The following is a 21,190-nucleotide window of genomic DNA, read 5'->3' on the forward strand; positions in this document are numbered from 1 at the left end:
ATTTATATTCCAAAAATATTCAGAGATGCTTATCACGTTGTTTTTCATACCAGAAACAAAGGCCGTCAGGTTCTGTGAATTCACCGGTTTTAATGAAACCGAGCTTTTTCAGCAGATGATGCGAGGCCGCATTTTCATGATGGACATCCGCATAGATACTATCAAGATTAAGTTTTTTGAATCCGCAGTCAAGCGAAGCTTTTGCCGCTTCCGAAGCATATCCTTTTCCCCAGTATTCAGGGAGGAAACGGTAGCCTAAATCGTAAAAGTTTTTATACCCGTTTGCTTCAATACAGAATTTAAGCCCGCACCAACCAATGAAAAGCCCGCTCTGCTGCTCGATGACTGCCAGTCTTCCTGTGCCATATTCATCGTATTGTTTTTGGATCATACGGATCATGTTCTCGGATTCACTGCGGTCTGTAACAGGCAATGTACCCGTATATTTTACGACTTCAGGATCCGAATCCATAAGAAACAGGCGTTCAGCATCACGATCCTCGAATTTTCTTAAAATAAGTCTTTCGGTTTTAAGTTCCATATTTTATTTTTTTGCCTCAGCTTTTCCAAAGTTTCCACAAACGGGAAGCAGACTTTTATATACTGTAAAAGCAGAACAAAGGCATGAAAAGAGTTGCAATTATTTTATTTTTCGGCATCAGGTTATCTTTAAATCCTTATTTTTGTACCTGTAAATTCCTTGTAAAAATATGAAGATTTTCAGAATTATTGCGCTTTCTCTAGGATTAGTTTTAAGTTTGGGCTCCTGTAATAAAGAGTCTCAGAATCAATGGGACGTGGAAGTGAAAACACCGGCTGAAAAAGTAATCATTACAGATATTTCAGGCAAGTTCTATAATCAGAGCATCCCGTTAGAGCAGTTTAAAGCTGAATTTCCATGGTTCCAGGGAACCGTAAGCGATGCTGATTTTGGAAAACGCAGGACTGATAAGGAAGAAATTAAAATTTACAAGGAAGCCATCGGAAAGATAGACCGGAATAAGCTTCAGACTGATCTTCACGATCTGTTTTCACATATTAAATATTATTTTCCACAGTTTAAAAGTCCAAAGGTATTTTTATTTTCTTCGGCGTTACAGATGGTGCAGGATCCTATTTTTTATGATGCAAAAGGAAACCTTCTTTTCATTGACGTTACCGGGTTCATGGGAGACGGGAATGCAAATTACAAAGGCCTGGAAATGTATTTCCAGAAATCGATGAATCCGAACAATATTGTTCCGAAAGTGGCGCAGATTTTTGCAGAAGGCTTCGTAAAAGAATCGCCGGATCACCAGAAATTTATTGATATGATGATCCTGAACGGTAAAATAATGATTCTTAAAGATGCATTTTTACCTACCTATCCGGAATACCTGAAAATGAATTATACCCAGAAGCAGTACGAATGGGCAGTGGCCAATGAAGCCAACATCTGGAATTATTTTGTGGAAAACAATATTATTTTCGGTGATGACCACAGGCTGGAGGACCGGTTTATTGCGCCGGGGCCTTTCTCAAAGTTTTATACTGATATAGACAATGAATCTTCACCACAGGTAGGGATTTTTGCCGGGTGGCAGATCTGTAAAGCTTATCTTAATGAAAAACCGGATACCAAACTGCAGGATTTTTTAAAGATGGATGCAACGGTAATCTTTAACCAGTCCGGATACAAACCGAAAATGAAATAGGAAAGTGTACTGATGAAGAGGCTTAACAGCCGAAAATAAAAATAAATTAGAAAGAATAGAGAACATTATGAGAAAAACTCAGATTACAATAGATGTAGAACTTGATGAAAACCATATTCCCGAACATATCACCTGGAATGCACAGGATGGAGGAATAGAAAAGGAGGAAACCAAAGCGACCATGATTTCCGTTTGGGATGATAAAACAATGGAAGCTTTAAGAATTGATTTGTGGACCAAAGAAATGCCGGTTGACCAGATGAAAATGTTTATCCACCAGATCCTGGTTTCTCTTGGAAATACATACCAGAGGGCAACCGGTGAAGAAGATGTAGCACAATGGATGGAAGAAATTGCAGAGGAGTTTGCCGTTAAATCTGCTATAAAAATGTAAAACCAATTTGAAAATGAGATAATGAGGCAATTTGAAAATTAAGCATTTAGTAAGCATTTTCAAATTCTCAAATTCTCAAATTATTAATTATACCAATTATGAATTTTAATACTAAAGTAATACACGGAGGACAGCACCACGAGCCCGCAACCGGTTCCGTAAATGTGCCTGTATTTTTAACCTCCACCTTTGCACAGACAAGCCCGGGAGTTCATTCCGGTTATGAATATTCAAGAGCGGCGAATCCTACAAGACAGGCTTTGGAAGATTCTCTGGCAAGTATTGAAAACGGAGCGAGAGGCCTTGCTTTCGGCTCGGGATTAGCAGCCATCGACTGTGTTTTAAAACTGCTGAATCCCGGTGATGAGGTCGTAGCTGTTGATGATTTATATGGGGGAACGTACAGAATGTTCACAAGGCTTTTTGAAAAATACCAGCTGAAATTTACATTCGTGAATTTTGATGATGTATCTAAGATCGCTGATGTGATTACCGATAAAACGAAACTAATCTGGGTGGAAACACCAACCAATCCGTTGATGAAGCTGGTTGATATTAAGGCGGTTGTCGAAATAGCGAAAGGGAAAAATATTTTGGTCGCTGTTGACAATACTTTTGCGACTCCTTATCTTCAGCGGCCCATTGATCTGGGAGCTGATATTGTGATGCATTCCGCGACAAAGTATCTTGGAGGGCATTCTGATGTGATCGCAGGAGCGCTGGTAGCGAAAGATGCTGAATTGGGAGATAAGCTGCACTTCATTCAGTTTGCAAGCGGCGGGATTTTAGGTCCTCATGATTCTTATCTGGTGTTAAGAGGAATCAAGACACTGGCATTAAGAGTGCAGAGACATTCTGAAAACGGGATGGCCGTTGCAAAATATCTGGAATCTCATCCGGCTGTTGACAAAGTAATTTATCCGGGACTGGAGTCTCATCCGCAATATGAACTGGCTAAATCTCAGATGAAAGATTTCGGAGGAATGGTTTCTTTCACTTTCAAATCCGGAAAACAGGAAGATGCGGTAAAGTTTCTGGAGCAGGTAAAGGTGTTTACGCTTGCTGAATCATTAGGGGGAGTGGAATCATTAGCCAACCACCCGGCTTTAATGACCCATGCTTCTATCCCGGCTGAAAAACGTGCTGAATTGGGCATCACAGATGACCTGGTTCGCCTAAGCGTAGGGATCGAAGATGCGGAAGACCTGATCGCAGATCTGGAAAAAGCATTTTCTTAATTAAAATAAAAACATACATCATGAGAAAATTGATCTGTTAAATGGCTTAACTTCAATTTTCTCATGATCATTTTTACGGATGACAAACTCACGATTCTTAACTTAATATATTATTTAAATGACTGAATTTCAGAAATACGTTCAGCGGTATTTAGACCTCATCCCATCTGGAAACTGGTTAAAAGAGCTTGTAAAAACAGGGGAAGAAACGGTCGAGCTGTATTCCGGTTTCACGGACGAACAGTCTTTTTTTGCATATGCGGAAGGAAAATGGACATTAAAAGAATTGCTTTTGCATTTATCAGATACGGAAAGGATTTTTCAATACAGGATTTTAGCCTTTGCGAGAGGTGACCAAAACGAATTGCCGGGTTTTGACGAAGAAATGTATGCTGCAAATTCCTTTGCTAATAAAAGAAATTTAGATTCATTATTAGAAGAATATCAATTGATCAGAAAATCGTCTCAGATCCTGTTGGAAACATTGCAACCATCTGTCTTAAATACGATTGGAACAGCCAACGGAAATCAGATTTCTGTAGAAACCATAGGGAAATTAATTGTTGGTCACAATATTCATCACCTGAATATTATTAAAGAAAGGTATTTGCCACAAGCCGTATGCGTCAGTTAAAGAATAAGCTAGCCATTATAAGTATACTTATTTTTATACTTTCTCTTTTCTTTACTGCCTTTACCGTAGAAGACATGGGGAAAACCAAAAGCTACGCATCTTTTGAAGTATTCGTTATTGGTCCCATTAGCTTTTTAGGAGGTGCAGGAAAAGAATTTTTAACATGGACGGCAAACGTCTGGTTTTTAATTTCTCTCTTCTGTGTTTTCAGAAAATACAATAGTATGGCAATGGTCTCTGGTTTCATTTCCATTCTCATTTCCGGGTCATTTATTTTCTGTACAGAAATTTTAGCAGCTGAAAATGGAAGGATGGCAAAGATATCCAGTCTGAATACCGGATATTTTTTATGGCTGTTTTCAATGCTGTTTATCACTTTTTCAGCAGTTTATTTAAAACTACTAAATAAAAAAAATGCGCCGGCTGGATAATCTGGATATTGAAAGAAGCATCCAATTAAAAAAACTGATTTTTAATGAGAATAATTCTGATGGATTGAACCGGGCACTAAGCTATAGCATGTTTTCGGGTTTTGTTCTTGTCTCATTAATAATGATGATCGATCTTATAACAAGTCATGATATTGCTTTTCCTGAATTTTTCTTTTTTCCAATAATGATTTTCGGACTGCATGGATTGTACTGTCAGTTCAATGAAATGAAGCTTAAAGAAATCAGGACAAACATTCAGCCGGAGGAAATTAAAAGGAGAATTGCAGAGTACAGCAGAATAAAAAATTACAGAACATACGAAGCAGCAGATTATTTACTTTTTCTCAATGAGCCCACTTATGAAGGATCTTCTGGTTATGAACAGACGACTTTTATTTTTATCAGGAATGAAAAAATTTTATATACGGTGCTTAAAGAAACCACAAGGTTCAATACGCCTGTCTTATTTGCACAGTATTTCAAAGCGAGGGATTTGAAAAGAATTTTAAAGTAATGCATTCAATTACTCATAAGAACTGAATGCATTTTAAATTATTATTGGTTATAATAAGCATCATTTGAATATTATCGAGGGAAAGTATTTGCCGAAGTTGTACGTAAAACAATAAACATCATTATCAATAGAAACGGGCTTTAGCCCGTTTTTCTATTTAATGCAATTCACTTGGCTTTAGCCAAAACTTAAAAAAGAATTAATAGTTTTGGCAAAACAACACAAATGCCATTTATTAAAATTTATATTCACATTGTATTTTCGACGAGAAATAGAATTCCTTATCTTAATACTTCAGAATTAAGAGTCAAAGTCTGGAAACATATCAAAGAAAACGCTTCCAAAAAAAATATTTATCTGGATATGGTCAACGGGTATTCTGATCACTGTCACTGTTTGATCTCTTTAAGTTCAAATCAAAATATAGAGAAAGTTGTTCAGTTAATGAAAGGCGAATCTTCTTTTTGGATCAATAAAAATCAATTGACTAAAGAAAAGTTTGCTTGGCAAGATGAATATTTTGCGGTCTCTGTTTCGGAATCTATGGTTGAATCGGTTAAAAGTTATATTAAAAATCAGGAAATACATCATAAGAAAAAATCGTTTGAAGATGAATATTTAGAATTTATAGAGAAATATAATTTTAAATAGGTTTTGGCTAAAGCCAAATGAATGCTTAATTTTGAAACCGGGCTAAAGCCCGTCCCTATTGAATATGGAAAACATCATACAAATACTAAAATCCGGTGGAACCATCCTTTATCCCACTGATACCATCTGGGGAATCGGCTGTGACGCTACCAATATAGACGCCGTTAACAAAATTTTTGACATTAAAAAAAGGGAAAAAAACAAATCCATGATCATCCTTGTGGAGTCTGAAAAGAGGCTGCAGGATCTGGTGGATGTTCCGGAAATGGCGTGGGAAATTATTGACCTCAGCGAAAAACCAGTGACGATCGTTTATGAAAACCACAGAGGTTTGCCGAAAGAATTATTGGCAGAAGACGGAAGCATAGGAATCCGTCTGGTAAAAAATGATTTCTGTAAAAAATTAATCACTAAACTAAATAAACCATTGGTTTCAACTTCTGCGAATTTTAGTGGAGATAAAAGTCCATTGAAATTCTCCGATATTTCATCTGAAATGATTGATTTAGTAGATTATGCAGTGGAAGAAAACAGAGATGTAGTTTCAAAATATTCGGGTTCTTCGGTGATTAAAATATGGAGCGACAACAGAATAAAAGTTCTTCGGGAATAAAAAAGAAGATTTTAATTATCTTTGCAAAATCAATTAACCATTAAGAAGTCGGAAATTTAGTTTAAGCTTACAATCTGATTTCTTAGTGGTTTTACATTAGATATGAATTAACAATTATTACAGATAGTGGTAAATCTAGTATCTGACATCTAATATCTAACATCTATTAAAAAAATGTTCATCAATCTTAATCAAAATAAAAACCTAAAACTTTTTAAAACAATTTCTCAGGTGGCAGCCGGAAACAACCAGTCGGTCTATATTGTCGGCGGCTATGTCCGGGATTTGCTGATGAAAAGAAAAGCTTCTACGGATATTGATTTTGTGACGGAACAAAGCGGGATTGAGCTTGCCGAAAACGTAGGAAAAGAAATCGATCCTAAAATGAAAGTATCCGTTTTTAAAACCTATGGAACAGCCATGATCAGATATAAAGATCTTGAACTGGAATTTGTAGGTGCGAGGAAGGAAAGTTATACTGAAAACAGCAGAAAGCCGGAAGTTGAGGGCGGAACGATTGAAGATGATCAGAAAAGAAGGGATTTCACTATAAATGCGATGGCTATCTCTTTAAACCGTGATAATTTCGGAGAATTGGTTGATCCTTTTAACGGAATCGGTGATTTGGAAAAAGGTATTTTAAAAACCCCTTTAGAGCCTGCCCAGACGTATTCTGATGATCCTCTGCGTATGATGAGAGCGATCCGTTTTGCTTCAACCTTACAGTTTAAGATTGAGGAACATTCTCTAGAGGCCATTAAGCAGGAAGCCGAAAGAATCAAAATTGTTTCCATGGAGCGGATCATGGTGGAATTCAACAAAATCATGCTTTCCCAGAAGCCTTCTATCGGCTTACAATTAATGGAGCAGACCGGGCTGATGAAATTAATTATTCCTGAACTGATTGATCTGAAAGGCGTGGAAGAAGTGGAAGGACAGACACACAAAGATAATTTTTACCACACGCTGGAAGTCGTTGACAACATTTCCGAAAATACCGATAATCTTTGGCTGCGCTGGGCGGCTTTGCTTCACGACATAGGGAAAGCGCCGACCAAAAAATTTGTAGAGGGAACGGGATGGACCTTTCATGGTCACGAATTTTTAGGTTCTAAAATGGTAAAATCCTTGTTTCAGAGATTGAAATTACCGCTAGGCCCGGATATGAAGTATGTTCAGAAAATGGTGAAGCTGTCTTCCCGCCCGATTGCTTTAATTACCGATGATGCTTCTGATGCGGCACTGAGAAGACTGCTGTTTGATGCCGGAGAAGATATGGAAGATCTGTTCACGCTTTGCAAGGCGGATATCACCACCAAAAATTCCAGGAAGCAGGAAAAATTCAGGAAAAATTTTGAATACGTTGCTGTTAAAATCAAAGAAGTTGAGGAAAAAGACCAGGTGAGGAATTTCCAGCCTCCTATTTCCGGCGAGGAAATTATGGAAATGTTCAACCTGAAGCCGGGACGTGAAATCGGAATTTTAAAAGAGAAAGTAAAAGAAGCCATCCTGGAAGGTGAAATTGGAAACGACAGCGAAGAAGCAAGAAATTTTGTCATCGCAGAAGCCGAAAAATTGGGTCTCAGGCTGGAAAAAATTTAATCTTAAAAAACTTACGTTAAATAAAAAACCTCTTTCAAAATTACTTGAAAGAGGTTTGCTTATATAATCTGACTGAAATTATTTGGAGATAATCAGTTTTAGATTGTATTTGGTAACCGTATTATCAATCTGGATGATATAATTTCCATTTGATAAATCGGACACATTAAATGTTTTATTAACTGTTTTGCCCTGTTTAATAAGCGTTCCGTTAACACTGTAAATCTTCACAGCGACATCCTCAGCTGTATTGATTTTAATGACATCTGACGCAGGATTCGGATAAATGCTAACTTTATGTTCCGGTTTCTGACCTTCTGCCGTTGATAAGATACTGCCCGCAACAAATTCATTGATTACGCCCACGGCATCCAGATCAAATCCTGACGAACCGAAAGGCGTAGGGAAAGGATCGATGGCAATGTTTCCAAAGCTGTCGTACGTTCTGTATCCATCAATATTGGTACCTACAACATCAATAATTTTCACGTGGGTGATTTTTGTTTTGTCTAAAAGTACATTATCAGGAAGATCGCTGAGGTCGAAAGGCGTTCCGTAGTTGGAAACATACTTTCCTGCAAAATTATTCAGGTATTTTGCATCCATGGTTGCAAAGCCTGATCCTCCCTGGTCCGGAGCATTTTGTATATAATTTGAAGGGTATTCATTATGAGAAGGGAAACGGAAGAAATTCACTCCGTCTGAGCTTACCTCTACAAAAGCTAGCTCTAAATATGCTTTTCCTGTAACACTTGAATTGAAGCCGTTTTCAAATACCGCAAAGTCAAATCCGCTTCCATTGGTAATGGGTTTTGCAAAAGTAAGAGTCGCAGTACCACCGTCGCCTAAAGAAACAACAGATCCGTTGGATGCCCCTGTGGCATTGGTGTCAACACCCGCATTGGCAAGTGCTCCTGAAGTTCCGTTAATCTGCTGTGGACCGCGTACGATAGCAGCGCCTGTTGCCCAGGATTTAAAAAGCGGACTGGTACTTATGATCGCTGTTGACCCTGCAACACCGGCCTGTGGTGCATAACTTTGAGCACTTATAAAGCAGGCAGAAAAAAAAGAAGCTGCTATGAATAAATTTTTCATTGTAATAATTTAATTTTTTCTCATCAATTTATTTAATGATGAATTTTTCTGTTTTATGAGTGTTTTTAACTGAAATCTGAATAATATACGTTCCTTTATTCAAATCTGAAACTGTGATTCCGTTATTATAAATTCCTGATTTTACAATTCTTCCTGAAAGATCAGCAATTTGATATGAAGCTGTGTCAGCATTTTTAATGTAAAGAACATCCGATACAGGATTTGGGTAAATTGAAATTGCAGTGCTCAGTTTATTTTCGGCAGTCGCAAGATTTGAAGGTGTAAACAGGTTTTTATAAACATTATTAGCACCAATAGTGGTAGAGAATGTATTCAGCAAAGTTCCTGTTAAGTTATATACATTCACAGTGGAACTAGGACCGAAGCTGTTCGCATTCCCCTGGAAAATTTTTCCGTCGATCGCAGCAAAACCATAGAAATCACCATAAGTCGTACTTGGAGTTGTCGTAAAAATAGGAGTACTGCTGAATGCTGCCAGATCACTATTCAAAGAATATACGCTTGTCACTCCCGCAATATAAAGTTTTGTCCCGTCTGATGTAAATTTAAGCGCTTCATATTCCGATGGCGGTACGATCGTAGCATTTGCGATGCTTGATGCCACTGTATCTGTAGTGGTATTGATCTTATAAACTGTTGAACCTGTTGAACCTGTACATAAAGCGAAAATATCATTTCCGATTACCGTAATGGATTGCAATCCGCTGCTTAATGTGATGGTTTTAATGATGGTGTCGGTTGAAGGATCTATCACTTCAATGCTGTTTCCTGCACGGTATGATGATTTGTTTACATATACTTTTCCGTTTACCGTAACGATTTCCTCAGGATCCTGGCTTAAAGTAATACTTGTAATATAAGCTTGGGTAGTCGCATCGTGTACAGAAACATGTTGGTCAGAAGATGTTCCCCAATTGCTGGTGTATATTTTTCCGTTGGCAATGGTTGTATATCTTGGCTGTACAATATTGCTGGTAATCTCTGCAGATTTCACAAAGCTTGCTCTGTTGGTGACCACTACTTTGTTGGAATTGTTTAAAACCAGGTAAGATTTATCTCCATTGAAATAAATAGACTGCAAAATATCTCCCAATGCCTCGCCGTTATTGGCTAAATGATAAACATTATTCGTAACATTATTGTTGTTGTCAATGTAAGAAATTTCTCCTGTCGGAGAGCCGTAGTTTCCTTCATTAGCAACGATATAGCCGTTCGAATACTGTGCGGACAGCAATGTAAATCCTGCTGCTGTAAAACTCAGTTTTAAAAATTTAGAGTAAAAGTGTTTCATTTTTGTTGAATTATTTTAATTATTTATATAAAAAAGTGAGGTGTCCCGGTATCTCTCCGGTTGGTACTTTCCATTTCAGCTTCCCGAATTTGTTGTAGCAGAAAAGCTCGCCGGATGAAGTGTAATCTTTAGCATCACCGATAAAGATATCCCCGTTTTCAGGATTGGCAGCAATGCCATACGGGATAACGATATTATTCTGTGTGCCGTCGGTAATGAAATTATTGCTCATCGTAGCGAATGTGTCGGTATTAATGATTCCGTAGCCGCTTTCAGTTCCTGAAGAAGTATAGACATAACTGAAGTAGTAAAGTCTGTTTTCAATAATGGAAAAATCACTTACCGGAATATTGATCTCTCTGATCACCTGATCGGTCTGGGGATTCAGTACATATATTTTAGGCGAAACATCTGCAGAATTTCCTCGTGACGTTACCCATAGTTTTCCGGAATCGTCCTTTTTAATTTTACTTAAATTGATCGCCACCGGAATTTTTTTAATCTCCGTAAACGTATTCAGGTCAATCACAGAAACGGTATTGTCATAATCCGGAGAACTGTAACCGCCTGAATTGGCAACGTATAATTTATCACCAATAACCTCAAGTTCATCGGGTTGTTTTCCAACATATACCTGACCGACAATCTGTAGTGTATTGACATCTACTTTTACCACATAACCGGGCTGGGAAGCTCCCACCGCACCGCCATAAGAGGTGATGTAAGCATAATCTTTATGGAAATTAATGAATCTGCAATTCTGCACCGGAATTTCACCGATGTGTTTTGCTGTTTTCGCATCCATTACTTCAATATAATTGGAAACATTAATGACAGCATATAATTTATCCTTATACACTTTTATATCATTACCGACATCACCAAGACTGTTGACCACGGTTGGATTCTGAGCATTATAATAATTTTTGGTAAATGTTCCGTTCGTATAATCAAAAAAATCAATTGAAGCCTTGTTGCTTCCCATATTTCCTTCGTTCAGTACATACAAACCTTTAATATCAATATCTTCCGGCTCCTGAACTCCCGAAACAATTGCTCCATAGTTCACATAATCGTAATCTTCTCTACAGGAAAGGACAGTAAGAAGTAAAAAAATGGCTGATAATAAGTGTAATTTTTTCATAATAAGATCTTACTGTTAAAACATTATTCTTAAGTTAACACGGTAATTTCTCCCGGGCATCGCATAATTCCTGATAACACTATAATTCTGATTAAGAAGATTATTAACTTCCAGTCCCAGTCTGAATTTCCAGTTTTTCAGATTAAATTCTTTCGTCCCGGAAATATCGCTGCTGTACCAGGGCTGTTCGTAGTTTTCGGGGATATTTTGAGACATATTGTAACGTTCTCCCACATAAATATAACTGTAGTTGAGCTGCCATTCTTTATACGTAAGTCCGAGCAACATGCTTCCGTTATTCTTTGCAGTGTAAGGGATTTGATTTCTGTAATAAGACGTGATATTGCCTTTTGTAATATTCAGTGCTTCAGTAAAAGTATAGGTAAAACGGCTGCTGAAAAGAATATTCTCAGAAATCAGCCAGATTGCCTGTGCTGAAACATCAGCGCCTTTTATTTCCACTTCACCAAGATTAGACATTTCCCAACGGAATGGCTCTCTGGCAACAGCAATAATTTTATCATGAATTTTATTGTAATAAGCATCTGCAATAAGGTTGATATTCTTTAATATTCCTCCTTGAAAATCTTTATTAAATGTAAATCCCAGATCATACTGATTGGTAAATTCGGGTTTTAGTTGAGAACTTCCGATGTCTGCGTAGTACAGATCGTTGAAAGTCGGCATTCTGAAAATTCTTTTAAAAAATCCGTGGATCTTAAAGTCGGTTGCAAACGGTTGATAAGATGCAAATACGGTAGGTGTAAATTCCGAACGGTTTTGAGGAATTGAAAAATTTGTATTTTCTATTTTTTCCTGAACAAAAGTTCCTAAAACACTTCCCTGTAACTTAAATTTTTTAAGATCAAATTGTGTCGCCAAAGCAATAAGCTCTGTATTTCTTTGAGGATAAGCAAATTGCCTTAAATTCGCATCCAATGTATTGTATTGGTAATCTGCGGAGAGATTGATTTTCCAGAATTTGTAGGGAGAATATTGATGCGCCGTCGAAATATAGAATTCCTGCTGCTTATACGTATTGTCAATCAGAATCGGAGTTCCGCTGGGATTGTCATTGTAATAATGGGTATAATCATCAGCAAATTTTGAGTTAATTAAAAACTTATATTTTGGAGAGATTTCTTTTTCAAAACTTCCCTGCACAAAAAAGTTTGTATCCCATTGTCTGCTTGATGGAATAGGCCCGTTCTTAATAATAGCGCCGGGAACACCTCTTTCAGAATCGTAATAATACGTTTTCAGTTTCCAGCTTCCGTTGCTTATTTTTCCGAAAACTCCAGCTTCGGCCCGCAAAGCTTCGATGTCGCCGTTTTCCCTGATTCCTTTGCGTTCCCAGCCGAGGCTTCCGTCCGGCAAAGCGACTCTCTGGTAATATTTATATTTTCCGTCTCCCGTAAGATATTCTGTATTTAGAGAAAGACTTACTTTGTTACTCAATTTTTGTTCAAACAAAACAGAAGGATTCACAACACCGAAAGATCCTGAACGGTAATTCAGATTGAAGTTGGTCTTTTTTGAACCTTTAAAAACCGGAGTTCTGCTTTGTAAATAAATAGATCCCGATGAACCAAAATCTTTTGCCGCCTGGAAAATTTCACTTTTCTGGCCGTTGTAAAGAGAAATGGATTCTAAATTATCTAAAGAAAACCTCCCCAGGTCCACAGTTCCGTTCTGCGCATTTCCGATCGGGATTCCATCATAGAAAACCCCTACATGCTGTGATCCCATGGCCCGGATATTTACCGTTTTCATGCCGCCGATGCCTCCATAATCCTTGATCTGAATACCTGAAAAGTATCGCACGGCATCCGCAACAGAGGTGCTGTTCAGTTTTTCCAGTTCGGTACCCGAAAGTTTTTGAGATGAGATAACTCCGGTTTCCTGACGCTTCATATTGATGATGATACTCTCAATCACTTTGGTATTCACAGTATCGTTCTTGCTACTTTGTGAAAAAATAGAAATGGGAGTAGCTAATAAAAAGATTAGCGCAGGAGAGTAAAGATGTTTATTCATTCAATTCTTATAAAAGCCCTTAAAAAAGCGTAATGAAATGATATGAATAGATAGAGATAACCTATGTTGCTCAGTACAAATAGGGTTAAATCCGACTATGCCTCACTCCACGAAAGCTTCATCTATATGATTGATTTAAAAGGTGTCTGACTTATAATAGTTGATCGATGACCAAATATCACTCACAGTAGCGGGTCTGCCCTGGATTTCCACCAGGTTCCCTTTTAGACTGTTGCAAATTTAAGTCTTTAATGGCGAATTAGCAATGAGAAATTGTTAAATTATCATTTGTTTTTTTGTAAATTCAATAAAATGAAAACTAAACTAAAATCTTGAATAGAGTATAAATCCTGTACTTTAAATGCTATTTGTTTGGAGAATTGCTATAAAAAAGTCGAATCAAAGTAAAACGGCAATAAATCCTTAATCGCATTTACTTTTACCACTTCTTCATTCATGCTCGAGAAATAAAGATCGATATTTTCATTCTGCTTGGTTTCATACTCCATTAAGCTCTGCCTGCATGCTCCACAGGGTGGGATAGGAGGATGGCTTGCCTGTACTTCCTTCGGCCCGCCTACAACAAAAATCTTTTTGATTTTAAGGTTTGGGAAATTTGCGGCAACCCAGAAAAGAGCGGTCCGTTCTGCACAAAGGCCTGAAGGATAGGCCGCATTTTCCTGGTTATTCCCGGAATAGATCTCCCCGTTTTCCAGCAGCACGGCACAGCCGACCAGAAAATTTGAGTAAGGAGCGTATGCATTTTCACGGGCTTCCTTCGCTTTTGTGAATAGTGCGGTTTCTATATCGTTCAGTTCACTGCTATTCTTAAAATATTCGTAACTGATCTGCGTTTCTTTTTTCATATATTGTAAAATAAAAAAGGGCGATAAAAATAGCTCTTTTTCAGGAGGTAGGCAAGATTATTGCATCTTCAAAAATTTTTAATTTAAAATCAAATAATATCATGTTATATACTCCGATCACGTTCAGAAATGTTGAGCTGAAAAACCGTTGGGTCATGTCCCCGATGTGTATGTATTCTTCTGATAATGGCCTGGCCAATGATTTCCATTTTGTACATTACGGCAGCAGGTCTCAGGGCGGCACCGGTTTGGTCATCATAGAAGCGACAGGAGTGGAGCCGCGCGGCAGGATTACCAATCACTGTATGGGAATCTGGAATGACGAACAGGCAGGAAAGCTGCAGCATATTGTAGAATTTGTCCATCGGAATTCCGAAAGTAAGATCGGAATCCAGCTTGCCCATGCAGGAAGAAAAGGCTCTACATGGAATAATGTCCAGATCCCGGTTGAAGAAGGCTGGGAAACTGTTGCTCCAAGTCCTGTTCCTTACCATCCGGAAGAAAGAATTCCTCATGCTTTATCATCCGGAGAAATCAAAGAACAGGTTCAATATTTCAGGGAAGCTGCAAAAAGAGCGGTACAGGCAGGATTTGATGTCATTGAGATTCATGCGGCCCATGGCTATCTGATTCATCAGTTTTTATCGCCGCTTTCTAACATCAGGACAGATGAATACGGCGGAAGTTTTGAAAACAGGATCAGGTTCCTGCTGGAGATTGTGGATGCCGTTAATGAAGAGCTTAATGAAAATATCGCTTTATTCGTAAGGATTTCCGGAACCGAATATGCGGAAAACGGCTGGGATGTCAATGACAGCTCGGCATTGGCCAAGATTTTAAAAAACCATGCTGTTGATCTGGTAGATGTTTCCAGCGGAGGAAACATTCACGGTGCTAAAATTCCTGTATACGACGGATATCAGGTTCCGTTTTCTTCACAGGTGAAAAAAGAAGCGCAGGTAAGAACCGGTGCTGTCGGGTTAATCACAAACACAGAACAGGCAGAAGAAATTCTTCAGAAAGGCGATGCTGATCTTATTTTTATTGCCAGGGAAATCTTAAGAAACCCTTACATTGCAGTTCAGGGGTCATTTGAAACCAATGAAGACTGCTTTTTTCCGCATCAATATTTAAGAGCGAAAATTTCCTCTTAATTTATTATATTTGAGAAGGTAAACAAAATAATGAAAATAGAAGACTTCATGCTGCCCTGCCCGAGCAAAAAATTCCTGGGAATCGAATGTTTCGGCTGTGGTACCCAAAGGGCTATTGTTATGGTTTTCGAGGGAAAGTTCAGTGAGGCTTTCCATATGTTTCCTGCCGTATATACCTTATTGCTTTTTTTTGCAACGGTGGTCCTGAATTTTGTGGATAAGAAGAGAAATTACGGAAACCTGTTAGTCATTCTGGCTGCGGTTAATTCGGTCATTATGGTCGTGGCCTATTTTTACAAGCATCAAATTTTTTAAAACAATATTAATAACATTAAAATGTAACTATGGATCAAAAATTGCCAAATGCACAAACCGTGCTGATTTTAGGGATTATTTCAGTAGTGGGAACCTGCTGCTGTACAGGTTTAATCGGGATTATCTGCGGACTGATCGGTCTGAGCAAGTATAAAAACGATAAACTCCTTTATGACAAGAACCCGTCACAATATTCAGATTACGGAAATCTGAATACAGGACGTATCTTATGTATTATCGGGCTTTCTTTAGGAGCACTGCAGGTTATTTACATGGTCTTTATTCTTGCCACTGTAGGCTGGGATGGATATATGGAACAAATGAGAGATATTTCCAAAATGGGAAGAGGATAAAAAAAGACCGCGATAAGCGGTCTTTTTCATTATGTATTTTTAAATTTTTAAGGAGTATACTTATTTATACTATTTTACTATAAACTTCAGTGCTGAATCATCCAGTTTCAGAATATACATTCCCTGTTCAAGATTTTTAATTCTGATTACATTCCTGCTGTTTTTAAAAGGATGTTCAATGGTCTGCATAACTTTACCCTGAAGATTGTAAATCTCAGCTTTCTTAATATTCTGAGTTTCACCCTGTACAAAAATCTCCTGGTTGGAAACCGGGTTAGGATAAATCTGTAAATCTTTTTGAATGCTGTTCAATCCAGGCTCTGTCATCTGACTTTTTTTGGATGTCCCCGAATAGCATGTCCAGCTCAGGTTGTCGATGGCCACCCTGTTGCTTGATGAATTATTTTCCAAAGTCACCACAACGTTTCCTGAAACATTAATATTGCTGATGGTTGTAGTTGTAACATTTGTAGAATAAGGGATGGTTCCGATGTTTGTTCCGTTTACTTTAACGGTAAAAGTGCCGTTACTTCCTGAAAACTTAAGTTGTGTAGTTACAGTCAGTGACCCGATACCGTTAGCTGAACTTCCTGATGTCAGCGAACCGGCTCTTACGGTAATTGCTTTTCCGGAAATCGTCTGATCCGTTCTGGCATCGGTTGCGGTCCATGATAATCCGTTATTGTTCCAGGTCCTTGTTGTATAAGAAGCGCTGCTTGCTGTCGGGATGGTTTCAAAAGTTTCATTGGTACATCCCGTTGAAGTTGGAGGAGGTGTTGTGGTTCCGCCGCCGCCTGAAGAGCCTGAACCCCAGATTTGATTCACATAGTTAGGGTTATCAATAAAAGGATTTCGATTTCCCTGATAAGTATAAGACGCATTATTTCTGTTGATTTCTGCCTGGGAAACAGGATCCTGGTTGTGCCATGACAGTAAAACATTAAGTTCCCAGGTCTGTAGTCCCGGAAATGCAGAACCTCCCAGCATATTTCCAGAAGAGAAAGTAGAAAGTTTATTCTGATATCGGGTTACAAAATAAAATACCATCCTGGCCACATCGCCTTTAAATTCATCAATCGGTTCAAAAACCGTCCCCGCATATCCTGATGAAGCAGAGTTTCCAAGCTTTGATCCGTTTTTTGAAGTGAAAGTGGCGGTCCCTACTTTTCCGAAAGGATAATTGGATCTCATGCCGTTCACTTTTCCGTCGGTGGCCCTGATAAAATGAATATCAGAAACCATAGGAGAAGCTTCGTTGAAAAAACTCTGCGGTACAATATGCTCACGGTTATAGCAGTTTCCTTCTACCGAATACGTTCCGCACTGGTTGGTTCCCGGTGTATATTTGTAAGGGTCTGCTGCGGCGGGCTTTTCAGAATAAATATCTAAAATAGAACCGTCGTTTTCATAATTTTTATCGATGTCAGTTGTTTTATAACCTGTCCAGAGTCCACTGTAGCCTTTGTCCTGATGACCGTTTGTAATAATCGTGCTTAAAGCTGTTTTTAAGGGAGCTCCGGATAATCCGCTCGCAGAATTGTAGTATCCGGCCGGAGCCTGGGCATTTGCCGATAGCGAAGCCAATGTTAAGATCAGTAATGTTTTTTTCATGTCAAAAATTATTTTGGTAAGATTACTACAAATTTATGAATTGGAAATTACAGAATCATTAAATTTCAATGATCAGAGAATAATAAAGTATTTGCAGATGTTCTTTAAACCAGGCAATAAAAAAAGCCAATACCCATTGGTCTTGGCTTTCTATATATGATTACATACGATCTTATTTTCTCTGCGGAGGATAATTCTTCATGATTTCCGCTACAATCTCAGGGATTTGTCTTTGTTTCGCTTTCGGGGAATCTACGGAAATTCCGCTTCCGATTCCCTGCCAAACCAGTTTGTTGGTTTTTGCATCTACCAGATCCACGATAATGGCGCCTTCATTATAATTGCTTGTCCATGTTCTGTTCATTCCGATTCCCCAACCGAAAGGACCGCCCCATCCCCACATTCCGTAAGGTGAGCTATTGGTAATATCGGTTACTTTTTTATGGTTCGCTTTTACATTAACAATCATATCAGGATTTTCTCCCGGCTGAAGACCACGCATCTGGAGCTGCTTAGACAGTTCATTAAGAACGCGGTCTTTATCAATATCATTCAGCTTAAGATCGTCAATTCTTAATTTATACGTTTTATAGGAATTGAAGTTTGCGGTCTCAGCATAATCAGAACGCACATTAAACGAGCTGCAGGAAGTTATCGTCAATGCAGCAGAAGCTAACAGAAGAAAAATATATTTTTTCATTTTTACTTGATTTTTTTATCGTTTTTAATGAATGTATCAGTTTTTTTATCGTACCCGTAAGGGCAGTGCCTGCATCCGCTTTTACAGCAATGTCCTCTTTTCAGATGAAATTTTTCCGTAAAAACCTTATACCCCTGCTCATTATAGTAAAAGTCTTCGCCTTCTTTGATGTCAAAAAGTGCCATAAGTTAAATCGAAAAGTCAAAAAAACTTTATATTTGTTAATATGATAATTGTATGCCAAAAGCCGCTGAAAAGATTAAAAATCAACGGCATCGCCCTTTTTCCTTTTATCCTGATCAGCAACCCCGAAGATAAGAAAAATAAAATACTGATCAACCATGAAAAAATACATTTGAGGCAGCAGCTGGAAATGTTTGTTCTTTTCTTCTATATTGTATATGTTGCAGAATATTATTACTGGCTTGTTAAACTGAAAGACAGCAACCGGGCTTATCAGAGAATTTCTTTTGAAAGGGAAGCGTATGCCAATGAACACAATCTTAAGTATCTGGAAAAAAGAAAATTATGGAGTTTCAGGAAGTATCTGTGATTTATTAGATATTAGATATTAGATATTAGATATTAGATATTAGATATTAGATATTAGATATTAGATATTAGATATTAGATTGGTGGTAATCCCTGTATCTTCCTGTTGATGATATTAGAGAACAGACGTTCATTTTCATCCGGCTTTAATTGGTACAGAATGATACAGATTCTTCAAAAAGTATTTTGGAAAACGTATTTTTGTCCTATCAGAACTTTACAATCCGCATAAAAATGCTGTTACCGTTCCCTACACAAAACATCCCGATCCAGGAAATTCCCGTTCATAAAAACAGACGGCTTTTTATAAAGCGGGAAGATCTCGTGCATCCTCAGGTTTCGGGAAATAAATACTGGAAGCTTTTTTATAATGTGAATCAATATGCAGCCGGGAATCCGGGAACGCCTTATCTGATCACTTTCGGAGGGGCATTTTCAAATCATATTTCGGCCGTTTCTGCTGTCGGAAGCCTGGCCGGAATCCCCACGCTGGGCATCATAAGAGGTGAGGAGCTGCAGAGCAAATGGCGTGACAACCCGACACTGGCTTTTGCCCACCGCAACGGAATGAACCTGAAATTCGTTAGCCGTGAAGAATACCGGCACAAAGAAAAACTTTCCGGTTTTCTGCTGAAAGAATTTCCTGAAGCGTTGATTATTCCCGAAGGTGGCACCAATGAGGCAGCCGTAGAAGGCGTAAAAATGATGCTGGATGACCATACAAAAGATTTTGATTATCTTTGCACCGCAGTCGGAACAGGAGGAACCGTGGCCGGAATTTCAAAATATGCTGAAGATCACCAGAAAATAATAGGTTTCAAAGCAGTGGATGACGATTCACTGGAAAGCAGGATCTGTGAATTGACTTCGATAAGAAATTTTGAGCTGATAGATTCGCATTTTGGAGGATACGGTAAAATAAAAGATGAAACGGTTCGTTTTATCAATGACTTTAAAAGGAAATTTGAAATTCCTCTGGAACCGATATACACAGGAAAAATGATGCAGAAGGTTTTCGAAATGATGGATGAAGGTTATTTTCCTGAAAACAGTAAAATATTGTGCTTTCACACCGGCGGATTACAGGGCATTGAAGGTGCCAATCTGCTTTTGGCAAGGCAAAACAGAAGTTTAATTATATAAGTAAAATTGAAAAGCATGAAACACTAAGTGTTCCATCTTTCATTTTAAAAAAATAAAAATTATAAGATGAAAAGACTTTTCTCCATATTAAGCCTTTTAGTTTTATCAAAATTCTCTGCCCAGACCTGGGCTACAGAAGACCAGTACATCCAGAAATTTGCCAGGTATGCGGTAGAAGAAATGGAGAAATATAAAATTCCGGCTTCTATTACGCTTGCACAGGGTCTCCTGGAAACAGGCGGCGGCCAAAGCCGTTTGGCGCTGGAAGGAAAGAACCACTTCGGGATAAAATGCAAGGAAGACTGGACCGGAAAAACCATGAAGCACACCGATGATGCTCCCAATGAATGTTTCCGGGTGTACGACGATCCGAGACAGTCGTATGAAGACCATTCCATCTTCCTGACCACCAGGAAATATTATGCGAATCTTTTCAACCTGGATATGAAAGATTACAAAGCATGGGCAACCGGTTTGAAAAAAGCGGGATACGCGACAAATCCCCGGTATGCTTCGATATTGATCGGGAAAATCGAAAGATATAAATTATACGAATTTGACAATATCAGCTCTAATGAAGTGATGTATGCGGTTCTGAAAATGTATCCCGGCCTTAAGGACGACAGGGCTTTCATGGCACAGATGGAGCCTGAAAAATACACGAAGAAAACAAAGAACCCTGTAACGGTAGAAGTTCCGTATAAGCAGACTTCGTATGCACAACAGCAGAAGAGGGTAGAGAGAATTAAAACCAAGGCGGAAATTCTTAACACCATCCTGATCAAAAGCCACCCGAACGACGGATTAAAATACATCATCATTCCTGAAGATACCAATGTTCAGTTCATTGCCAAAAAATTTAAAATCAGCGAAAGCAAACTGATCAAATGGAACGAGCTTGACAGCGAAATGCTGCAAAAAAATGACATCGTTTTCCTCGAATCTAAAAATTCTGACGGGAATACACCGACCTATAAAGCCGAATATGGGGAAGATATGCATGACATTGCCCAGAAATTCGGAATCAAATTGAATAAATTATATGCTAAAAACAGGATGGACCAGGGGCAACAGCCTTCTGCCGGACAGCTGATTTATTTGATTGATAAAAAACCGAGAAATTAATTTTTGATCCTG

24 protein-coding genes and 1 riboswitch are annotated in these 21,190 nt (G+C 38.4%); of the genes, 14 read left to right on the plus strand and 10 right to left on the minus strand.

Annotated elements, in window-relative coordinates; all coding sequences use genetic code 11:
• Window positions 1-19 precede the first annotated feature (19 nt).
• Complete coding sequence (locus tag MKJ01_RS16040; protein ID WP_241615111.1) at window positions 20-541, minus strand: GNAT family N-acetyltransferase; 522 nt, start codon at window positions 539-541, stop codon at window positions 20-22.
• Between the two features lie 169 nt (window positions 542-710).
• Between MKJ01_RS16040 and MKJ01_RS16045 the strand changes: the two genes are divergently transcribed.
• The 4 genes from MKJ01_RS16045 to MKJ01_RS16060 all read left to right on the plus strand — a co-directional run bounded on the left by MKJ01_RS16045 (window position 711) and on the right by MKJ01_RS16060 (window position 3,960).
• Window positions 711-1,694, plus strand: coding sequence for a hypothetical protein (locus MKJ01_RS16045; protein WP_241615110.1), 984 nt, complete (start codon window positions 711-713; stop codon window positions 1,692-1,694).
• Between the two features lie 67 nt (window positions 1,695-1,761).
• Window positions 1,762-2,088 (plus strand): gliding motility protein GldC, encoded by a 327-nt coding sequence (gldC, locus tag MKJ01_RS16050; protein WP_241615109.1) that lies wholly within the window; start codon window positions 1,762-1,764, stop codon window positions 2,086-2,088.
• 98 nt (window positions 2,089-2,186) lie between these two features.
• Window positions 2,187-3,326, plus strand: coding sequence for a cystathionine gamma-synthase (locus tag MKJ01_RS16055; protein ID WP_241615108.1), 1,140 nt, complete (start codon window positions 2,187-2,189; stop codon window positions 3,324-3,326).
• Between the two features lie 118 nt (window positions 3,327-3,444).
• Complete coding sequence (locus tag MKJ01_RS16060) at window positions 3,445-3,960, plus strand: DinB family protein (RefSeq protein WP_241615107.1); 516 nt, start codon at window positions 3,445-3,447, stop codon at window positions 3,958-3,960.
• Between the two features lie 91 nt (window positions 3,961-4,051).
• Here the strand turns inward: MKJ01_RS16060 and MKJ01_RS16065 are convergent, their stop codons facing one another.
• Window positions 4,052-4,336 carry a hypothetical protein gene (locus MKJ01_RS16065; protein ID WP_241615106.1) on the minus strand — a complete coding sequence of 95 codons (285 nt, stop codon included), beginning with the start codon at window positions 4,334-4,336 and terminating at the stop codon, window positions 4,052-4,054.
• A 38-nt stretch (window positions 4,337-4,374) separates the two neighbouring features.
• On the opposite strand from MKJ01_RS16065, the gene MKJ01_RS16070 reads away from it, so the two are divergent.
• The 4 genes from MKJ01_RS16070 (at window position 4,375) to MKJ01_RS16085 (ending at window position 7,771) form a co-directional block, all read left to right on the plus strand.
• A complete protein-coding gene (locus MKJ01_RS16070; RefSeq protein WP_241615105.1) occupies window positions 4,375-4,905 on the plus strand; it encodes a hypothetical protein in 531 nt (176 codons plus the stop codon).
• 225 nt (window positions 4,906-5,130) lie between these two features.
• A complete protein-coding gene (gene tnpA, locus MKJ01_RS16075) occupies window positions 5,131-5,556 on the plus strand; it encodes an IS200/IS605 family transposase (protein WP_241615104.1) in 426 nt (141 codons plus the stop codon).
• A gap of 64 nt (window positions 5,557-5,620) precedes the next feature.
• On the plus strand, window positions 5,621-6,169 hold the full coding sequence (locus MKJ01_RS16080; RefSeq protein ID WP_241615103.1) for an L-threonylcarbamoyladenylate synthase: 549 nt from the start codon (window positions 5,621-5,623) through the stop codon (window positions 6,167-6,169).
• 174 nt (window positions 6,170-6,343) lie between these two features.
• Window positions 6,344-7,771 (plus strand): CCA tRNA nucleotidyltransferase, encoded by a 1,428-nt coding sequence (locus MKJ01_RS16085; RefSeq protein ID WP_241615102.1) that lies wholly within the window; start codon window positions 6,344-6,346, stop codon window positions 7,769-7,771.
• 78 nt (window positions 7,772-7,849) lie between these two features.
• Here the strand turns inward: MKJ01_RS16085 and MKJ01_RS16090 are convergent, their stop codons facing one another.
• The 5 genes from MKJ01_RS16090 to cdd form a co-directional block, all read right to left on the minus strand.
• Window positions 7,850-8,866: a T9SS type A sorting domain-containing protein gene (locus MKJ01_RS16090; RefSeq protein ID WP_241615101.1), complete on the minus strand. Its 1,017-nt coding sequence runs from the start codon at window positions 8,864-8,866 to the stop codon at window positions 7,850-7,852.
• A 28-nt stretch (window positions 8,867-8,894) separates the two neighbouring features.
• Window positions 8,895-10,178 (minus strand): DUF5074 domain-containing protein, encoded by a 1,284-nt coding sequence (locus tag MKJ01_RS16095; protein ID WP_241615100.1) that lies wholly within the window; start codon window positions 10,176-10,178, stop codon window positions 8,895-8,897.
• A 19-nt stretch (window positions 10,179-10,197) separates the two neighbouring features.
• The gene (locus MKJ01_RS16100) at window positions 10,198-11,322 is read right to left on the minus strand and encodes a YncE family protein (protein WP_241615099.1); all 1,125 of its coding nucleotides are present in this window, start codon (window positions 11,320-11,322) and stop codon (window positions 10,198-10,200) included.
• A 15-nt stretch (window positions 11,323-11,337) separates the two neighbouring features.
• Window positions 11,338-13,359, minus strand: coding sequence for a TonB-dependent siderophore receptor (locus tag MKJ01_RS16105; protein ID WP_241615098.1), 2,022 nt, complete (start codon window positions 13,357-13,359; stop codon window positions 11,338-11,340).
• A gap of 119 nt (window positions 13,360-13,478) precedes the next feature.
• A riboswitch (cobalamin riboswitch) is annotated at window positions 13,479-13,627 on the minus strand.
• Window positions 13,628-13,742: 115 nt separating this feature from the next.
• On the minus strand, window positions 13,743-14,225 hold the full coding sequence (gene cdd / locus MKJ01_RS16110; RefSeq protein ID WP_241615097.1) for a cytidine deaminase: 483 nt from the start codon (window positions 14,223-14,225) through the stop codon (window positions 13,743-13,745).
• A 101-nt stretch (window positions 14,226-14,326) separates the two neighbouring features.
• Here cdd and namA point away from each other — a divergent pair, with 101 nt between their 5' ends.
• Genes namA through MKJ01_RS16125 form a run of 3 tightly spaced genes read left to right on the plus strand, consistent with a single transcriptional unit; the run spans window position 14,327 to window position 16,047 of the window.
• On the plus strand, window positions 14,327-15,379 hold the full coding sequence (namA, locus tag MKJ01_RS16115; protein WP_241615096.1) for an NADPH dehydrogenase NamA: 1,053 nt from the start codon (window positions 14,327-14,329) through the stop codon (window positions 15,377-15,379).
• 30 nt (window positions 15,380-15,409) lie between these two features.
• Window positions 15,410-15,694, plus strand: a complete 285-nt coding sequence (locus MKJ01_RS16120; protein WP_241615095.1) for a DUF2752 domain-containing protein — start codon at window positions 15,410-15,412, stop codon at window positions 15,692-15,694.
• 29 nt (window positions 15,695-15,723) lie between these two features.
• Window positions 15,724-16,047 carry a CCC motif membrane protein gene (locus MKJ01_RS16125; protein WP_241615094.1) on the plus strand — a complete coding sequence of 108 codons (324 nt, stop codon included), beginning with the start codon at window positions 15,724-15,726 and terminating at the stop codon, window positions 16,045-16,047.
• 69 nt (window positions 16,048-16,116) lie between these two features.
• Here MKJ01_RS16125 and MKJ01_RS16130 read toward each other — a convergent pair whose 3' ends face one another.
• From MKJ01_RS16130 to MKJ01_RS16140, 3 genes are all read right to left on the minus strand, one after another.
• Complete coding sequence (locus tag MKJ01_RS16130) at window positions 16,117-17,658, minus strand: endonuclease (RefSeq protein WP_241615093.1); 1,542 nt, start codon at window positions 17,656-17,658, stop codon at window positions 16,117-16,119.
• A 172-nt stretch (window positions 17,659-17,830) separates the two neighbouring features.
• Entirely contained in the window at window positions 17,831-18,358 is a 528-nt protein-coding gene (locus tag MKJ01_RS16135; RefSeq protein WP_241615092.1) for a DUF4136 domain-containing protein, read from the minus strand.
• A gap of 2 nt (window positions 18,359-18,360) precedes the next feature.
• Window positions 18,361-18,543 (minus strand): DUF5522 domain-containing protein, encoded by a 183-nt coding sequence (locus MKJ01_RS16140; RefSeq protein WP_082384278.1) that lies wholly within the window; start codon window positions 18,541-18,543, stop codon window positions 18,361-18,363.
• Between the two features lie 41 nt (window positions 18,544-18,584).
• Between MKJ01_RS16140 and MKJ01_RS16145 the strand changes: the two genes are divergently transcribed.
• The 3 genes from MKJ01_RS16145 to MKJ01_RS16155 all read left to right on the plus strand — a co-directional run bounded on the left by MKJ01_RS16145 (window position 18,585) and on the right by MKJ01_RS16155 (window position 21,178).
• On the plus strand, window positions 18,585-18,911 hold the full coding sequence (locus MKJ01_RS16145) for a hypothetical protein (RefSeq protein ID WP_241615091.1): 327 nt from the start codon (window positions 18,585-18,587) through the stop codon (window positions 18,909-18,911).
• 233 nt (window positions 18,912-19,144) lie between these two features.
• Window positions 19,145-20,053, plus strand: a complete 909-nt coding sequence (locus MKJ01_RS16150; protein WP_241615090.1) for a 1-aminocyclopropane-1-carboxylate deaminase/D-cysteine desulfhydrase — start codon at window positions 19,145-19,147, stop codon at window positions 20,051-20,053.
• A gap of 66 nt (window positions 20,054-20,119) precedes the next feature.
• The gene (locus MKJ01_RS16155; protein WP_241615089.1) at window positions 20,120-21,178 is read left to right on the plus strand and encodes a glucosaminidase domain-containing protein; all 1,059 of its coding nucleotides are present in this window, start codon (window positions 20,120-20,122) and stop codon (window positions 21,176-21,178) included.
• Window positions 21,179-21,190: the final 12 nt, after the last annotated feature.

The sequence above is a fragment of the Chryseobacterium sp. SSA4.19 genome, assembly GCF_022601875.1.
Classification (GTDB): Bacteria; Bacteroidota; Bacteroidia; order Flavobacteriales; family Weeksellaceae; genus Chryseobacterium.

What these genes read in the sequence shown, in the direction of transcription:
- MKJ01_RS16070 (WP_241615105.1), top strand. Translation starts at nt 4,375, where the DNA reads ATGCGCCGGCTGGATAATCTGGATATTGAAAGAAGCATCCAATTAAAA.
- MKJ01_RS16150 (WP_241615090.1), top strand. Translation starts at nt 19,145, where the DNA reads ATGCTGTTACCGTTCCCTACACAAAACATCCCGATCCAGGAAATTCCC.
- MKJ01_RS16085 (WP_241615102.1), top strand. Translation starts at nt 6,344, where the DNA reads ATGTTCATCAATCTTAATCAAAATAAAAACCTAAAACTTTTTAAAACA.
- MKJ01_RS16105 (WP_241615098.1), bottom strand. Translation starts at nt 13,359, where the DNA reads ATGAATAAACATCTTTACTCTCCTGCGCTAATCTTTTTATTAGCTACT.
- MKJ01_RS16040 (WP_241615111.1), bottom strand. Translation starts at nt 541, where the DNA reads ATGGAACTTAAAACCGAAAGACTTATTTTAAGAAAATTCGAGGATCGT.
- namA (WP_241615096.1), top strand. Translation starts at nt 14,327, where the DNA reads ATGTTATATACTCCGATCACGTTCAGAAATGTTGAGCTGAAAAACCGT.
- MKJ01_RS16140 (WP_082384278.1), bottom strand. Translation starts at nt 18,543, where the DNA reads ATGGCACTTTTTGACATCAAAGAAGGCGAAGACTTTTACTATAATGAG.
- MKJ01_RS16080 (WP_241615103.1), top strand. Translation starts at nt 5,621, where the DNA reads ATGGAAAACATCATACAAATACTAAAATCCGGTGGAACCATCCTTTAT.
- cdd (WP_241615097.1), bottom strand. Translation starts at nt 14,225, where the DNA reads ATGAAAAAAGAAACGCAGATCAGTTACGAATATTTTAAGAATAGCAGT.
- MKJ01_RS16125 (WP_241615094.1), top strand. Translation starts at nt 15,724, where the DNA reads ATGGATCAAAAATTGCCAAATGCACAAACCGTGCTGATTTTAGGGATT.
- MKJ01_RS16100 (WP_241615099.1), bottom strand. Translation starts at nt 11,322, where the DNA reads ATGAAAAAATTACACTTATTATCAGCCATTTTTTTACTTCTTACTGTC.
- MKJ01_RS16155 (WP_241615089.1), top strand. Translation starts at nt 20,120, where the DNA reads ATGAAAAGACTTTTCTCCATATTAAGCCTTTTAGTTTTATCAAAATTC.
- gldC (WP_241615109.1), top strand. Translation starts at nt 1,762, where the DNA reads ATGAGAAAAACTCAGATTACAATAGATGTAGAACTTGATGAAAACCAT.
- MKJ01_RS16090 (WP_241615101.1), bottom strand. Translation starts at nt 8,866, where the DNA reads ATGAAAAATTTATTCATAGCAGCTTCTTTTTTTTCTGCCTGCTTTATA.
- MKJ01_RS16055 (WP_241615108.1), top strand. Translation starts at nt 2,187, where the DNA reads ATGAATTTTAATACTAAAGTAATACACGGAGGACAGCACCACGAGCCC.
- MKJ01_RS16135 (WP_241615092.1), bottom strand. Translation starts at nt 18,358, where the DNA reads ATGAAAAAATATATTTTTCTTCTGTTAGCTTCTGCTGCATTGACGATA.
- MKJ01_RS16145 (WP_241615091.1), top strand. Translation starts at nt 18,585, where the DNA reads ATGATAATTGTATGCCAAAAGCCGCTGAAAAGATTAAAAATCAACGGC.
- MKJ01_RS16060 (WP_241615107.1), top strand. Translation starts at nt 3,445, where the DNA reads ATGACTGAATTTCAGAAATACGTTCAGCGGTATTTAGACCTCATCCCA.
- MKJ01_RS16120 (WP_241615095.1), top strand. Translation starts at nt 15,410, where the DNA reads ATGAAAATAGAAGACTTCATGCTGCCCTGCCCGAGCAAAAAATTCCTG.
- MKJ01_RS16095 (WP_241615100.1), bottom strand. Translation starts at nt 10,178, where the DNA reads ATGAAACACTTTTACTCTAAATTTTTAAAACTGAGTTTTACAGCAGCA.
- MKJ01_RS16130 (WP_241615093.1), bottom strand. Translation starts at nt 17,658, where the DNA reads ATGAAAAAAACATTACTGATCTTAACATTGGCTTCGCTATCGGCAAAT.
- tnpA (WP_241615104.1), top strand. Translation starts at nt 5,131, where the DNA reads ATGCCATTTATTAAAATTTATATTCACATTGTATTTTCGACGAGAAAT.
- MKJ01_RS16045 (WP_241615110.1), top strand. Translation starts at nt 711, where the DNA reads ATGAAGATTTTCAGAATTATTGCGCTTTCTCTAGGATTAGTTTTAAGT.